This window comes from Lysinibacillus sp. EB271-A1-10B (assembly GCF_058791335.1).
Genome location: NZ_JBYTDL010000018.1, coordinates 1 through 15,183 on the forward strand (window position 1 = coordinate 1; position 15,183 = coordinate 15,183).

General features: G+C 33.5%; 11 protein-coding genes, 2 pseudogenes and 1 riboswitch. Of the genes and pseudogenes, 1 reads left to right on the forward strand and 12 read right to left on the reverse strand.

Annotation, left to right across the window (positions count from 1 at the left end; genetic code table 11):
- Positions 1-663: 663 nt before the first annotated feature.
- The 12 genes and pseudogenes from AC3WSK_RS19175 to AC3WSK_RS19230 form a co-directional block, all read right to left on the reverse strand.
- Positions 664-2,460, reverse strand: a complete 1,797-nt coding sequence (locus tag AC3WSK_RS19175) for a sensor histidine kinase (RefSeq protein ID WP_492414627.1) — start codon at positions 2,458-2,460, stop codon at positions 664-666.
- On the reverse strand, positions 2,457-3,140 hold the full coding sequence (locus AC3WSK_RS19180) for a response regulator transcription factor (RefSeq protein WP_492414628.1): 684 nt from the start codon (positions 3,138-3,140) through the stop codon (positions 2,457-2,459). Before AC3WSK_RS19180 ends, AC3WSK_RS19175 begins: the two co-directional genes overlap by 4 nt.
- A 516-nt stretch (positions 3,141-3,656) precedes the next feature.
- Positions 3,657-4,046 (reverse strand): spore coat protein, encoded by a 390-nt coding sequence (locus tag AC3WSK_RS19185; protein ID WP_079561258.1) that lies wholly within the window; start codon positions 4,044-4,046, stop codon positions 3,657-3,659.
- A 399-nt stretch (positions 4,047-4,445) separates the two neighbouring features.
- Positions 4,446-5,438, reverse strand: a complete 993-nt coding sequence (add, locus tag AC3WSK_RS19190; protein ID WP_492414629.1) for an adenosine deaminase — start codon at positions 5,436-5,438, stop codon at positions 4,446-4,448.
- Positions 5,439-5,502: 64 nt separating this feature from the next.
- A riboswitch (purine riboswitch) is annotated at positions 5,503-5,601 on the reverse strand.
- Between the two features lie 295 nt (positions 5,602-5,896).
- Complete coding sequence (locus AC3WSK_RS19195; RefSeq protein WP_427482251.1) at positions 5,897-6,307, reverse strand: hypothetical protein; 411 nt, start codon at positions 6,305-6,307, stop codon at positions 5,897-5,899.
- A 138-nt stretch (positions 6,308-6,445) separates the two neighbouring features.
- Positions 6,446-6,909 (reverse strand): annotated as a pseudogene (locus AC3WSK_RS19200) (hypothetical protein); the annotation flags it as partial.
- 125 nt (positions 6,910-7,034) lie between these two features.
- The gene (locus tag AC3WSK_RS19205) at positions 7,035-8,720 is read right to left on the reverse strand and encodes a hypothetical protein (protein WP_492414630.1); all 1,686 of its coding nucleotides are present in this window, start codon (positions 8,718-8,720) and stop codon (positions 7,035-7,037) included.
- Between the two features lie 374 nt (positions 8,721-9,094).
- Positions 9,095-10,243, reverse strand: coding sequence for a spore germination protein (locus tag AC3WSK_RS19210; RefSeq protein ID WP_492414631.1), 1,149 nt, complete (start codon positions 10,241-10,243; stop codon positions 9,095-9,097).
- On the reverse strand, positions 10,165-10,536 hold the full coding sequence (locus AC3WSK_RS19215; RefSeq protein ID WP_492414632.1) for a hypothetical protein: 372 nt from the start codon (positions 10,534-10,536) through the stop codon (positions 10,165-10,167). Before AC3WSK_RS19215 ends, AC3WSK_RS19210 begins: the two co-directional genes overlap by 79 nt.
- 111 nt (positions 10,537-10,647) lie before the next feature.
- A complete protein-coding gene (locus AC3WSK_RS19220; protein WP_492414633.1) occupies positions 10,648-10,962 on the reverse strand; it encodes a hypothetical protein in 315 nt (104 codons plus the stop codon).
- 647 nt (positions 10,963-11,609) lie between these two features.
- Positions 11,610-12,306, reverse strand: a pseudogene (locus AC3WSK_RS19225) (MFS transporter); the annotation flags it as partial.
- A gap of 226 nt (positions 12,307-12,532) precedes the next feature.
- Positions 12,533-14,011, reverse strand: a complete 1,479-nt coding sequence (locus AC3WSK_RS19230; protein ID WP_492414634.1) for a formylglycine-generating enzyme family protein — start codon at positions 14,009-14,011, stop codon at positions 12,533-12,535.
- A 405-nt stretch (positions 14,012-14,416) separates the two neighbouring features.
- On the opposite strand from AC3WSK_RS19230, the gene AC3WSK_RS19235 reads away from it, so the two are divergent.
- Positions 14,417-15,172, forward strand: coding sequence for a phytanoyl-CoA dioxygenase family protein (locus AC3WSK_RS19235; RefSeq protein ID WP_492414635.1), 756 nt, complete (start codon positions 14,417-14,419; stop codon positions 15,170-15,172).
- The last annotated feature ends 11 nt before the right edge of the window (positions 15,173-15,183 follow it).

Consider the following 15,183-nt stretch of genomic DNA (forward strand, 5'->3'; position numbering starts at 1 on the left):
TCTTGGCTAACCTCTACTTCTGTCTTCGGGGTTCGGGACTTGCACCCTATAGTTCATACGCATGCCGGGCGCACATAACTAAAATAGAGAGTGTTCCCCACTCTCTATTTTTTTATTGTATTAAGCGGAGAATACTAAACAACCGATAACCGAGTTGTAAATCATTCAAGTGTTAAGCTTAAGGAAATTCCTCTTGAATAGTGGTCAAAAAAGAATGGAAGATTACATATATAGACTAGAAATCCCCATTATTAAATAACGCGTCTAGTATTTCTTTGCCAAAAGACGCAAAAGACAATAGAAACACTACAATTAAAATGGCTAAACTACCGAATATAATTGAGAACACTATCCCCTCTCCTAAACTAGCACTGTTAATTTAATAATACCTCAAATCCCATCCATATGGATAAACATTTCCATTTACCTTAGGCTAAAAAAATTATTGATTGAACAAATGGGTGTTCAATGTGTACTTCCGCTGGGAATCTGTCTGTTTACGAATCTCAATATTATGACGTTTCAATAATCCATAAATTGCTTGTCAAAACAGCGATGATCCCACAATTTTTTGTAGAATCATCGCTGCTTTTTTATCACAAGAGAATAAAAACAACAATCTTTGAGAAAATAGCCAAAATTAAAAACGTGTAGAACTTAAATCTACACGTTTTTATTTAAATAGAAATAAAATAATACGCCATCTTCAGTATTTGATACACCATATTGTACGCCATGTAATTCTAAAATATTTTTAGAAATAGCAAGCCCTAATCCTGTCCCACCTTTGGAACGTTTACGGGAGGTATCCCCCCTATAAAAACGATCCCATATTTTCTCTAAATGTTCTGGAGCGATATGTGCCCCTTTATTTTCTACACATACCTTTACGCGTTCTTCTTCTTCAATAGTTGAAATAATAATATTTTCGTTTTCTGGCGTATAACGAATAGCATTGGTAATAAAGTTCGTAATTACTTGTTCAATTCTATTTTGATTTGCAACTACTTCAATTTTAGAAAGATATTTATGGACATGTAATTGCTTATTAGTTATGTCTAAAGCTACTTGCTCGTATATATATTCTATAATCTCATCAATAAAGAAAATATCCATTTCCATCTTATACGTACCGGACTCAAATTTTGCTAGCTCCAGCATATCAATGATAAGCGTATCCATTTTATCTACTTCTTTTGACATTGCCTTAAAGTAATAATCTTTTTTATTACTAGCGACCCCGTCTTCCAAAATTGAAATACAGCTTTTCATAATACTTAAAGGCGTTTTTAATTCATGTGAAACGCCGGAAATAAACTCTTTACGTGTATTTTCTAATTGTTTCTCTTTCTCTATATCTTCCTGTAGCTGAATAATATACGAATTCAAAGTTTTTGAAAGCGTATTAATATTGTGCGATAAACTGCCAATTTCGTCTTTCGTAGTAATAGGTATCATTTCCGAAAAATCTAAATCCGCGATTTTTTTGGTCGTATTATTTATTTGCAACAATGGTTTAGCAATTTTTTTGGAGTAGTAGAATGATACTAAAACTATAAGAAGCAATACAAATATAATTAAATATACATAATAATCTTGTATCATCTGAACGGCTTCATCTACTGGTTGTAATGATGTCATAGCAAAAATATAATTTGTTTTACCATTTGAATCTTTTATAGATTTAATTATTAGTTTATATTTAACACCATTCTCTTCATAATCCATTATTTCTGTAGAATCAAAATTAGTATTAGTATGATTTTCATTCATAATTAAATTCACTTGAAATTGTTTTATCCTGTTGATCAACACACGATTGGCATAAATAAAATTTGTCCCTACAATTCCCTGTGGGAGTTGTACTTTCTTAATACTACCTACTACATATATTTGTGAGTTTGTTTTTGGTATAGGTTCTGCAGTTTGTTTTCCATATAACATTTCTGATAGTTGCTTATTCTCTAAAGCAACATTACCATTTTCAACTGTTAAAATTGCAGGAACTATTGTTTCACCTTTTTGTATGCCATCAATAGTAATTCGATTGCCCTGCTCTAAAAGAAAAGGCGTTCGATGTATATCTTCTACATCGATAAAACTATACAGTGGGATATGAATGACACGATTAGAAAAATTCTTGTTTTTAGAAAGATCTAATTGTATTTCTAATGAAAAATCATTTGCAGTTTTAATATTTCCTACACTATCTAACGTTGTAATCCATGATGTATTTTCTTGGTAGAAATTTTGTTCCAGCTCTTGAATTGTTTTTAAATCATTCTCGGCCTTTACATATTCTTTTTCAAATGACTCAATACTTGTTTTAATTTCATTGACCTTTCTGTTAGCATAATATTGCTTAAAAAAAAGGGTTTGTCCAATAAAAATAGTAACTAAAATAAGTGTACATAATGCTGTTGTTAGCAAAAATAATTTGAATACAATCCCTTTTTTCATACATTCCCCTCAAATTTATATCCAGCCCTGACAACAGTTACAATACAAGTTGCTTTATGTCCTAATTTATGACGCAGATTACGAATATGACTGTTGACTGTACGATCATCCCCAGCAAATTCATAACCCCAAATTTTAATTATTAATTGTTCTCTCGTAATAATAATCCCTTGATTCTGCATTAAATACGTTAATATTTCAAATTCGGTATGTGTTAGAGTTATAGTTTCTCCATCTACAGTTACTGCACGTGAGGGAAAATGTACATAGATGCCACTACTGGATAATGTATCTTCATTTGATTCATTTGCTGAAGAATTTCGACTTTCAATTAATCGTTTCGCTCTTGCTAATAAAATTGGTGGACTATAAGGCTTCGTAACATAATCATCTGCCCCTAGCTCAAAACCAAGTAATGTATCATCTTCATCTACACGCGCTGTCAACATAATGATGGGTACATTAGATGTTTTACGAATCCTTCTACAAACAGACCATCCATCTAACTCTGGCAGCATAATATCTAAAATAATTAAATGTACTTCGTGTTCTTCAAATATCGTTAAAGCTTCTTTTCCATCTGCTGCTTCTAACACATCGTAACCTTCATTTAATAAATAATCTTTAACGATTTCACGTAAAATATCTTCGTCTTCTACAATTAAAATTGTTTTTTGCATTATTTGCTCCAATCTTTCTCTTATAATTACATTGTTTTCCATTCCTATACTTTTCAATTCATAAATTTCACTATGTTTTTCTTTTAATTTCATTGTATCAAAATGAGATATAGATAAAATGAATTTAATTTTTAGAAAAATACTCTTTTCCATATTATTTTTAAAATTCTTTTGAAATTCGCAATAAGAATAAGAATGTTTTCCTTAAACAATTAAACAATTAGAGGTATATCGTTATGTAAAAAATGTCCATATAACAATCTGCTATGACACTTTTAGTGGTCTCTTGCCTGTAACGTTTTACTCATTGAACAAAGGCTTGGGAATTACGTCTAATGGTTATGAAGATACTTCACTTTTCCATCAGACCTCCCCAGAAAAGCGTATGCACTTTCACCATCTCTCCGCCTCATTTACTCGATATTGGATTTGCATGCCAGGCGTATAAAAAAACAAGCACCCAATAAAATTGATCGCTTGTTTTTTGTACCCCTACATTTAAAATGGCAATAACATTTAGTTAATGAAATCTTGAGGAATACATTCACGAACACCAGAATTTCTCAAGGAGTTAAATAAAGCTGCACCGATTCTTAATAAAACATTGTTATCAGTACCATTTTCTAAATCATAAATTACGTAATATGCATTATCAACTGTAAAAATACATTTTCGTTCTAATTTAAATCCAGGTGGTACAGTTGGAAGATTAATAACTGGTCGAATCACAGGTGTATCTCCTTCATCTCTAATAAAATTGAAAGTTTGTTGGTCAATCTCATAGATATTAACCGGATCAATCTCCACACCTTGTTCTGGAATTGTAATTTCATCTTCAACTAATAGGAAAAAGCGTTCGTTTCGAAAATTGAAAAGACTTCTCGCTCCAATTTCAAATGATGCCATTTTATATTCACCTCCTCTTCATATATTAAGTTTATTCATATCGAATAAAGTTGCTTAGACAAAAAGGAAGGTGGAGTGAAGAATAGAAATTATTATATTTTCAATATTTATAATACTCATGGTTGTTCGTCCGATTTTATCTCAGGAATTATTGTTACGAGCGATGGAAGATACATAGAACCTATATGAAATCCTATAACAATTCCAATCTCTGATAAACCGTGTATGTACTAGTATCTCTTTTGAAAAGAATTAATAAAGTTATTTAATTTTACTCAAAAAGATAAGAGCCTTGCTACAAATTATAAGTAGCAAAGCTCTTTATGTTGTTTCATTTACATTATCCCTAAAAAAATGTTCGAGTTTTGGGATAGTTTGTGTTGCTAATTTTAATTTTCTTTAATATTGTGCCAAACACCATTCTTTAGTTTCTTGATCGGCAAAGGATGCTTCTACACTATTTAAATAAATTAGTCGATAATCTTCTTCAGTTAGATTAAATTCATTGTCAACTAAATAAATTTCTTTTTCCATTGTAGTATCAGATACTGTTCTGTTATCCGTATTAAATGTCACTTTTATTCCATCTTTATGAAACTTATAAATCGGATGTTCTGAATAATTATGAACAGCTTTCGTCTGGACATTACTTGTTGGACACATTTCAAGCACTACCTGTCTTTCTTTCACAATCTTATAAGCCTCGGCACAATCTTTAATAAATACTCCGTGTCCTATTCTTTCAGCACCTAGCAGTTCAACAGCATCTAGAACGTTTTTACCAATTCCTGTTTCACCGGCATGAATAGTAACTCTGTAGCCATATTTTTTAGCTAATGCAATTGGATCTACGAATTTTTCACAAAAGCCTTCTTCTTCGGATGCACATAGGTCGATTGCCACCACACCGTTTCCTAGGAACTTTCTCCCCTTTTCAACTACTTCAAATGCGCTTTCTACAGACATTGTCCTCATGCAAGACAAGATTATATTTCCTTTTATTTCGTAGCAGCTTTCGGCGTCCCTCATTCCCTCTATAACAGATTGAATAACTTCTTCAACATCAAGACCTTGTAATATATGAAGTAACGGGGCAAATCTAACTTCTAAATATTTCACATTTTCTCTTGTTGCATCCTCAAATAGCTCAAAAGTAATTCTTCTTAGGTTCTCCTTGGACTGCATGACCAAATTAGGAAGAGAAAATCTTTTTAAATACTCATCAAGGGATTCACATTCTAACGGAGCAATCAGCTCCTTTTGCAGTTCATCCTTATCAAAAGAGGGTAACTGAATACCTTCCTTCTGTGCAATATCGATAATAGTTTCACCCCTTAGGCTTCCATCCAAATGACAGTGAAGTTCAATTTTGGGTAATGCTAAAAAGTTCATTTTTGACCTCCTGAAATAAATTTTTAGATTAAAATACAAAAAATTCCTGACTACAAAGAAAATACAAGTTTTGTACTTTCTTCGTAATCAGGAATTTCGGTTCCTGGTAGAGACCCCCAAACCATATTATTGGGGTTATACGGAATTTTATTTTTTTTAAATGATAATAAAAAAATATTAGATTGTCAATATGGTTCTTAACCTTTTGTTTAATGTAACATCATATCTTACAATAACGAATTCCCAGCAAGGAACCTTATTTAGGATTTTAAGTTATCAACGAACATCGACATTACGATTAGTACCTAAGGCAAATTACGGTTTATGGTACATTAAAATCCTTCATTAAAAAATGTCTGCTTTAGGTCATTAGCAGACATTTGGTGACTCGTGTATTAAAGGTAGTACTTTACCTATTTACTTTTAATGTTGTTTTTTATTGTTAAATCATTTTAAGCTTAACAAGTCATAAATGTAATTTCATTTAAATCTATTGCAACCTGTTGGCCACTAGGTAGGAACCCACCTAAACTTTTTTCATCAATAGAAGTCACAAATACATTTAAAGTTCTTCCATCTCTTAACTTCATATTAGCCCATTTTTGAATACATCCACCAGTTTGTTGTGGTGGAGGATATGGTGGGTATGGTGGATATTGTGGTGGATACTGCGGTGGAAATGGTGGGTACTGAGGCGGATATGGTGGAAATGGTGGGTACGGTTGTGGTTGTATTGAGCCAGGACTTATAAATGGTTGCGGCTGTATTGAACCTGGACTTATAAATGGTTGTGGCTGTATTGAACCTGGACTTATTTGACGTGGCTGTGGTTGGGTTGAACCCGGACTTCGCCGAAATGGTTGAGTCATGAACACACACTCCCTTATTTACCTAAATTTTTTCATCTAAATTAACTTATGTAAAATATCTAGATATGTATCCGCTATTATCTCTATTGCAATCTTAAATACCTCTAGATTGTTTTATTTTAAGGGCTATTAACTATTTTAGCCGCTTTTATCGTGCTTGTATGATACAACAAAAACAATCGTTCCGTCCTTCGGCATTTTTACTTTGTTATCGCCACTCACAACGGTAAAATTGACGCACACTCCCTTCTCATCATACACCGCGAATGAACTCTTTGATGACAACACCACGGTCATCGTTTTCCCTGCTATCGCTTGCGGGATCGTAAACCATCTCGCATGCCCGTTTGCTTGCAGCTAATTTTGGATTATTGGCCTGCATCCAGCGGTTTTACGTTGGATTCACTTACGTATAAATATCCGGACATCTCCATATATTCATCGCCGCCTTCTGTATAGAAACGGGCTTCCGTCGTATCACGGCCTGTCATCACAAGGATCTGGAGCTGATGCGCAGCCGAATTTGGGCCTGTAATTTATCTGCCGTCCCAATAGCCCTCTAGACCTTCATTGCGATTAATTTGTGTTGTAAGCGCTACTGGCTATATCGAGTAACATAATCCATCATTATCAGTAGTAACAAAAAGGCTTACCCCTTTTTTAACAAGAAGTAAACCTTTTTATTTACTTATTAAATAAACGACTCCACAAAAATTTTTTATTCTATTTATTTGGCATCGATTCTCAGATATCCGGTTAAACCTCCGTAAACAATATCACCATCTGGCAAAACCTGAATCAAGGAATAAGCTCCATTATATGCTTGACTGTCTCCTAAAATTAGACGCGTTTTAACCTTCCCCGTATCCCAGTCGAGTCCAGTAATCTCCCAAGCCCCATCAACATAACCATTGAAATAAGCTTGATTACTACCCGCACTTACCATAGGTACTACCGATGGAGAACTCACATTTGGATTCGCCCATGCTCTTTTCCACTCATGCGTCTTAAAATCCCACTCAAATTTTTCAACACCTTTTGGCCCTGGTCGTGTCACCCCAGAAACAACAACGTTTTCAAGCTTTGTCGGAAGTTTATCAGGAAGACTGTTATTGACTACAAAAGCACCATACCCCAATATAGCCACCGATTGCTCTGACTGTGCTTCTTTCAAATTATTTTGGCCGAAGTTCACTTTCATCTGTCCCGCAATACGACGAGACTTTGTTCCAGACTGCTGCTTAAAGTCTGTTGGAATTTCATCACGCCAAAAAGCAACAATGTTCATTACTTTGGAACCATCTGTGATGACGACAAGTTTATCTTTGTCATCCCCAAACCCCATAAGAGTCGGAGTAGATCCTGACCCTACATCAAGTTTTATACCACCTGCTGCTTCTCCCACTTCATACTCTGATTTCCAGGCCCCATCCTTTGGATTATCACTGAGCTTCTTACCATTCCAAACAAATTTGTGCATATATTTACTGGATACCACGTAAATACCGCCTTTTTCATCAAGAGAAAAGGAGTTTGAAATAGTTTCCCCACTCAGCTTAATATACTGTACTTGCTCTTTGAAATAACGATCAATAACCCCAACTACACCGCCTCCTGTTACAAAGACCACTTTGCCGTCATAAGTAAGATTCAATCCTAACAATGCATCTGACAATTTCATGTTTGGATTTAATAACTCCTTTGGCAGTGTAAATTTCCGTTTTAATTCAATTTCCGAAAATGGATCATACGAATGTTTGTCTCCAAAAACCATAATGCTATCATTCACAACGGTATAAAAATTCCCTTCATAATCCATCATCGGATACACCCCAGCACGAACAGCAATATCTTCCGCGTATTTAGGGAAGTTCTTATTGATGTAAGCCAATAACTCGTTCTCACTTTCGAAACTATCTAGCTTATCCGTTACTGCATCAGCATCTTGGGGCGATAAATAAGACTGACCAGGAATTTTAAACTCGGAAATTAATTCAAATTGCTCATCATCAATCAGAACTTTGGCAATACGATTATTGTTTGCCAACCAAATAGTCTGTTCTCCTGTAGGATATACCGGACCACTTACATAGCAGATATTGATTAAACCTCCAGGAATGCGCTGAATCTTTTTTTTAGGAATTTTCTTAATTCCAGAAGGAGCTGGAACCACAGTTGAATCCGTCTGGGCAGGATCCCAATGAGAGAGCCCAGATAGTCCATCTACTAAGAAGGGATTCTTCGGAGGTCTATTCGGTATATTGATATGGCTTAATGAACTTGTTTCTCTTTCTTGATTCATGCTCTCAATACTTTCTTTCATAATAGGAACAGTATTTGTTTCCGCCTTGATAGGACATGCAATAGTAGACAATACCAATAGTATACTGATTAAGAAAAGAAATTGTTTCATTTACTTAATAACCTTAAACAGGTGATACAAGAATTTATTCTCCGATAGCGTAATAGTCTCTGCCGGAATTCGATATATCACACCACCGGTATCCAAAACTACAGTTCGAAAAACTTTCAGTTGCATTGTGTTGTGAAAATTCATTTAGTAATCCAACTTTCTCTATACGTGTTTTAATTATATTTACTACATCTTTAAGAATTTACAATCGTTCATTTCCATATACATCAAATTGGAACAACCAACCCCTTTTACAAAATGATTATCAACAGAAAATAATGTATGTTCCATATACCCGTACGAACGTTCTATTTCGAAAGTGGGAAAATCATAAAAAAAAGACTGCTCATTTTTCCAGCTCCTAATTTTCCCATCTAGCACTTTTCATGTGTTCGTGTTTTATCTTGCGGTTTTAAAAATTTTGGACGTTGACTATATCCTTTTTGGGATTGACGCACCAAGGATGTTTTTATATCAGCCCAAACCAAATCTGCGAAAATAGTTAAGTAGGGAACACCGTATACCCGTACGTTTGCTAAATAAAGAAAAATGAAGAACATTGATATAAAAAAACCGAACAAGCCAAAAATAGCAGATCCAAATATAATTAAAAACCTTAAAATACCTGCCCCTGCTATAAAGGATTGATTAACTAATGTAAAACCTGCAATGCTTGAAATAGCAAAAACTATAAGCATTGGAGCAGATGTTAATCCAACTTTAACCGCTGCATTACCAATTATTAATCCTCCTACAATACTTAGTGTTCCCACGATAATAGATGGAAGGCGAAGATTTGCTTCATAAAACAATTCAAACATTAATAGCATTAGAAACATTTCTAGAGCTACTGGCAATACATTTCCTGTTCTCGATTCTACTAACGACGCTAATAAATATACAGGTATTTGCTCTTGATGAAATGTCGATATAGCAATCCAAAATCCCGGTAAAAATATACTAATAAAAATACCTACTAAACGCATTAATCTTTCTACAGAATTTACAATAATGGGATACTCATAATCCTCACTTGTTTTAAAAAGTAATGTTATATTAATTGGTACAATTATGGCATACGATACTCCATCAACCAATATAATAACTCGTCCTCTCATTAAAGCTTGCAATGCATAATCAGGACGACCTGTATAATCATGTTTAGGTATAATTTTTGTTCCTTTTCCCATTTCCCCCATCAATACATCACCACTAAACACAATATCTGTGTCTATTTGTTTTAGCTCTTTCTTAATTACATTCACTATTTCTTTATTTGTTATATCGTTCATATAAAGCAACGATACTTTTGTTTTAGAACGCCTTCCAATTTCAAAATTCTCTACACTAAATGAATTGGTGGGTAATCTTTTACGTATTAGAGCGATGTTGATTAAAATATCTTCAATAAAATTGTCTCTCGGTCCTTTTAAAACTGATTCCATTAGGGTTTCTTCTGGATTTCGATTTGGTTTTTTTGAAATATTACTTGAGAAAAGTATGTTTTCTTCTTCGAAATACAACAGTACATTCCCTGTATAAACCAGCGTAATAGCATCGGATTTTTTTTTACTTTTTGCAATTTAGGTATATGCAAATCGTTCATTATTTTTATTTCTAATAATTCTGTAGATAAACCAGATAATAAGGATTGAACTCTAGTAACAACAACACCATTTAATAACTGTTCGTCAATCATTGAATCACATGTGATAAAATGTACTTTATGTTGAAAAAAGTTATATGTTTGAAAAATCACATCAGCGGAAAATTTAAATAGTTCTTTCAACGATTTTAAATTCTTTATTTGTTCCATTGAATATCTTTTCCCCTACTTAAGGTCAATTTGAGGAATTGTTTTAATGTCAAAAAAGCTTTTTCCACCAGATTCCTCTAATTCATAGCAATTGTTTTTTTGAATACATTATTATTTCGAAGAATTACTCGATGAAGAGTTAATGGCTGTATTTTGTAATGATTGATTCATTTGTTGTAAAGATTCGTTTACTTGTTGTTGAGGTTGCTTCGATTGTTGTGAAGATTGGTTCATTTGTTGTAAAGGCTGAAACTTTTGCTGCGATGATTGTGCCATTAGTTGCATTGGCTGCATCATTTGTTGAGTATTTTGTAGATTTAATTTGTTCGAAATATTTTTTGTGAACTGTTGAAGAGTACCCTTTTGAAATCCTCTAGCTACACTCAAAATAACAGCACCAATTACACCCCATTTAAGATATCTCACTTATAGAAACCTCCTTCCTTATTTTTAAAACAAATTTAGTATTGGAAATTAGGTTAATATTATACTGAACATTTTTTTGTTATTATCATTTTGGTACTTTTACCAATTGAGGCAAAGTACTAAAACATATCCCTACATAAAAAAAGTTGCTCCATGTATTCAAAATGTGTCAATTATATTTCCTTCATCTACGCCTCAAGTTATTATTGCAAAACGCTATCCCTATTACAAATTAGCATTCCTACAAATTTTTCTAAGCTGTAGCTTCTGAACACGCTGCGGTCTTTTAAATGTACTTTTGTATCCAAAACTGAATATTTAATCATTGTCAATGCTTACAATTTTATAACGACTAATTAGATTTAAAAATTATCAAGGAATGAACATATGAACAAATAACTAATGAATTACTCGAAGCGGGATATAAAATCGAGGTAATTATTGCAGCCTTTAATGAGGTAATTAAGACATCTAATTAAACAGAAGCAGTTAAAACAAATAGCTAATTACATAGTTATTTATTTTTATTAAGAGGAAAAGGTTCTTTTGATTTACATTACGGAGTACCGTATGCCAACAAAAGAACCTTAAATTAAGTTGTTTTTTTAATAGAGTTTTATAATAATTTTTGTATCATCTAATTTATCTCAAGCTCTTCTTGACCAGATTACAATGGGGATAAGTACTAACGATAAAAGCCCCCTGCTAAAGATAATACCGCATAACTTGCATTAGCCACTACCATGCCTGAGAGAGCACCACCAGAAGCTCCTGCTAATGCAACTAAAACATCGATTTTCCCTTGCGTTTTTGCACGTGTCGAAGGCTCTGTCGAATCTACTATTTGTGCAGTACCACTTATTAAGCCAAAGTTCCACCCTAACCCAAGTAAAGATAAAGCAATGATTAATAGAAGCATAGAATCGCTTGGTGCGAACGCCGCCAATAAGCCAGCAAATAACAGCGTCACTCCGGAAGCAATACTCATGGCAGTCCGCCCGATTTTATCAACAAGAATACCTGTTACGAGCGATGGAAGATACATAGAACCTACATGAAACCCTATAACAAGTCCAACCTCCGATAAACCATGGCCATGATGTTTCATATGTACGGGTGTCATTGTCATAATAGCAACCATTACAATTTGCGTAAGTACCATCACCGTTGCACCGACTGTAAGACCTCTTTTATTGTGAGCTTTTTTGCTAAAGGATTCTGCCTAATTTCCTTATTCATCCTCTCCTTTGCTATTTCTAATGGATCGAGACGTAACATAATAAAAAGGACAAGACCTGCCAAGATAAATGGACCCGCTAGCACTGGAACACCAATAGAAACAGCATTAAAACACTCGTTGCATATGCCAAATGATTATAGTGAAATATGGATGTTCACTACCTTTGTTTTCTATTAAAAAGAGGAAATAAACCGAAAATTCTTTCATTTCTATCAGTTGATATTGAAAAAGTTTTTGATTTTTTAAAGAGATAAAGAAAGAATCTATTTTGATGAAAAAATAGATTCTCCCTACTAATATTTATTTTAACTTAGAAGTAATACATTTATTTTAATATACCGCCTTATTAGTTAAAGGTTTTCCAATATCCTTTCGAATTTGATGGATGGGAATACTCTTAACACATCTGAATCCCATCTCATTATGGCGACAAAATGGGATATCTTTTCCTCTAAATGAAGGATACATTAATCCAGGAACTGAGAAAAATGATCCGCCTTTTAATACTGCAAAGGAATGTCTGTTTAAATCTTTATCTTGTTTGTCATGGAAAATAGGATGAAAAACTCTTCTTGTTGAAAGGTCACTTTTAGTCCATTCCCAATGGTTTCCGATCATTCCAACAACCCCATAAGGATTGGGAACCTTTTCATAATTCATTGCTTCCTTTAGAGGTTCTTTAGGATAATCATCACTGAATTGTGTAATTCCGAGTCTCCATTCTTCTAAAGTTTTAGGGTCTTTTTCCAGCCAACTTCCTGACCAGTTAACATTCTTACCGATAAATGTATCACCCCAAGGCCAAATTAAGCCATCTGATCCTCTAGCAGCCTTTTCCCATTGGAATTCTGAAGGTAACTCTTTTCCTTTCCAACGTGCGAAAGCAAAAGCATCATACCAATCGATACCTGTTATTGGTTGATCAGGCTTAAACCTCTCATCCCAATATGTATTCCTTTGATGTTCTTTATCTTCTGGCTCAAAAGGATGGCAAAAAGTATGTCCTTCGCTTTTAATACTATCTACAAATTCGTCATATTCCCTATTAGTAACTGGGTATTTATCAATGAAAAATGGTGGTAGCCACACTTTTTGTGAAGGGCACGTATCTTCCCATCCAAATGTTTTATCTGGAATTTGGTGAAGATCAAGACCATATGTGAAAAAGCCACCTGGAATTAAAATCATCCCTTCTTCTTCTCTTTTACAAAATTCCTCTAGTAATTCATTTGAAATTTTCTCTTCAAAATCATATTTATTGTAAAGATGACCTTTACTTGCAAAGTATTTTTCAATAATTTCAATCTCTTCCGGATTATCTGTACCTAGTAAATCAATAAGAGAAGTTAAAACTTTCTGAGCACCTAATCCAACAGGCTTATTTGGTTTATAAAATTTTTTACTTGCACCACCTATGATAGGTGATAGATATGTGTAGCTCTCTTCTAACTTTTCTTTCCCGCAAATTTCTATTGCTTTAAATGAAACTAAATCATCTGGATCATGGGTTAATGTAACAATTGTCTCTACTGCAGAAAAATAGGGCAACCATTTTTTAACGAAATCTACAAGTCTAAATCGCACATACGTATGTGGATGTCCTATAGCCATACCAAAAACATACTCCGCAGCAACTGGGTGTTCAATGGAATAGACCGTTGGCATGATTATATGATCAAATTGATATTTAAGTGTATCGATATTAAGAGAATGTAAATATTCGGGTTCTAATTTGTCCTCAAGATTTAGGAGTTTATCTAAATCTCTATTGTATAAATTCATATGAGAAATCTCAGTATCTACTTTCATATACTACATGCTCCTTTCATAAATAAACAAGTACAGAAGAAGTAAAAATTCTCTGTACTTGTTTAAAATACTATTTTTCATTACCATTTCTCATTTTGAAAAACAGGTTTAGCGACTGCTAATCGATTACGCCAGTTCTTTTTTAATTTCTTCATAAAACTCACCCCTTCCTTTTTTAGATATACTTGTTTATTTAAATACTATTTTTCATTACCATTTTTCATTTTGAAAAACAGGTTTAGCAACTGCTAATCGATTACGCCAATTCTTTCTCATTTTTTTCATTATTTCCCACCTCTTTCCTTTTTTATGATATAAATGTATAATAAGCCTTATGGTTTTGCAAGTCTTTTTTGAATATTTAGCATTTTTAAAAATTTCAACACTATCAGGGGTGATTTATTAATGCACAAATTTATTTTTAATGGACATACAACAAACGAACAAAGAGATTTTTTCGAGTTATGGGGTTTCATAATTTTTCGAGATGTATTAAATAAAAAAGAGAGGGATGTTATTCTTCAAGAAGCAAGAAAATTGACAGAAGATACACTCGACGGAAAAATACCTCAAGATGAAATAGACGATTTAACACAACCGGGAATGGATGACAATGGAAATACAATACTGCACAGATTGCCATATTTTGATAAATACGGACCAATAACCAAAAAAATTATAGATTCTAAAAATTTATTAGAGCTTGGAAAATCCTTGCTAAATGACCCGGAAGCATGGTTTTTAGAAGATACTATGCATGGCTCAATTTTACAAACAAAAACTTTTAACAGCGGGAGCAAATACAAAAAAATTGATTGGCATATAGATTTCCCTGACAATCACATATTATCTCCAGTTGTATCTCTCGGAATCTATTTAGACGATTCAATAATTGAAAACGGATGTCTCCAGGTTATTCCAGGAAGCCACAATAACCCTACTACTAAATTTGTTCCACCTTCATTACCAGTTGAAGTAAATGCGGGAGATATGATCTGTCATATCGGTAAAATATTCCACTCTTCAACTACACCTATTGTAGAAAAGGGCATTAGAAGAACATTATATTTATATTGTTGTGGTGGAGAATATCCTGGTAAGGGACTTCCATTTAGTTCGAAATCAAAAAAACAAGACATCAGAAAAATATTTCAATCTTAAGGAGGGTTATT

What these genes read in the sequence shown, in the direction of transcription:
- AC3WSK_RS19175 (WP_492414627.1), bottom strand. Translation starts at nt 2,460, where the DNA reads ATGAAAAAAGGGATTGTATTCAAATTATTTTTGCTAACAACAGCATTA.
- AC3WSK_RS19180 (WP_492414628.1), bottom strand. Translation starts at nt 3,140, where the DNA reads ATGCAAAAAACAATTTTAATTGTAGAAGACGAAGATATTTTACGTGAA.
- AC3WSK_RS19185 (WP_079561258.1), bottom strand. Translation starts at nt 4,046, where the DNA reads ATGGCATCATTTGAAATTGGAGCGAGAAGTCTTTTCAATTTTCGAAAC.
- add (WP_492414629.1), bottom strand. Translation starts at nt 5,438, where the DNA reads ATGAACTTTTTAGCATTACCCAAAATTGAACTTCACTGTCATTTGGAT.
- AC3WSK_RS19195 (WP_427482251.1), bottom strand. Translation starts at nt 6,307, where the DNA reads ATGACTCAACCATTTCGGCGAAGTCCGGGTTCAACCCAACCACAGCCA.
- AC3WSK_RS19205 (WP_492414630.1), bottom strand. Translation starts at nt 8,720, where the DNA reads ATGAAACAATTTCTTTTCTTAATCAGTATACTATTGGTATTGTCTACT.
- AC3WSK_RS19215 (WP_492414632.1), bottom strand. Translation starts at nt 10,536, where the DNA reads ATGGAACAAATAAAGAATTTAAAATCGTTGAAAGAACTATTTAAATTT.
- AC3WSK_RS19230 (WP_492414634.1), bottom strand. Translation starts at nt 14,011, where the DNA reads ATGAAAGTAGATACTGAGATTTCTCATATGAATTTATACAATAGAGAT.
- AC3WSK_RS19235 (WP_492414635.1), top strand. Translation starts at nt 14,417, where the DNA reads ATGCACAAATTTATTTTTAATGGACATACAACAAACGAACAAAGAGAT.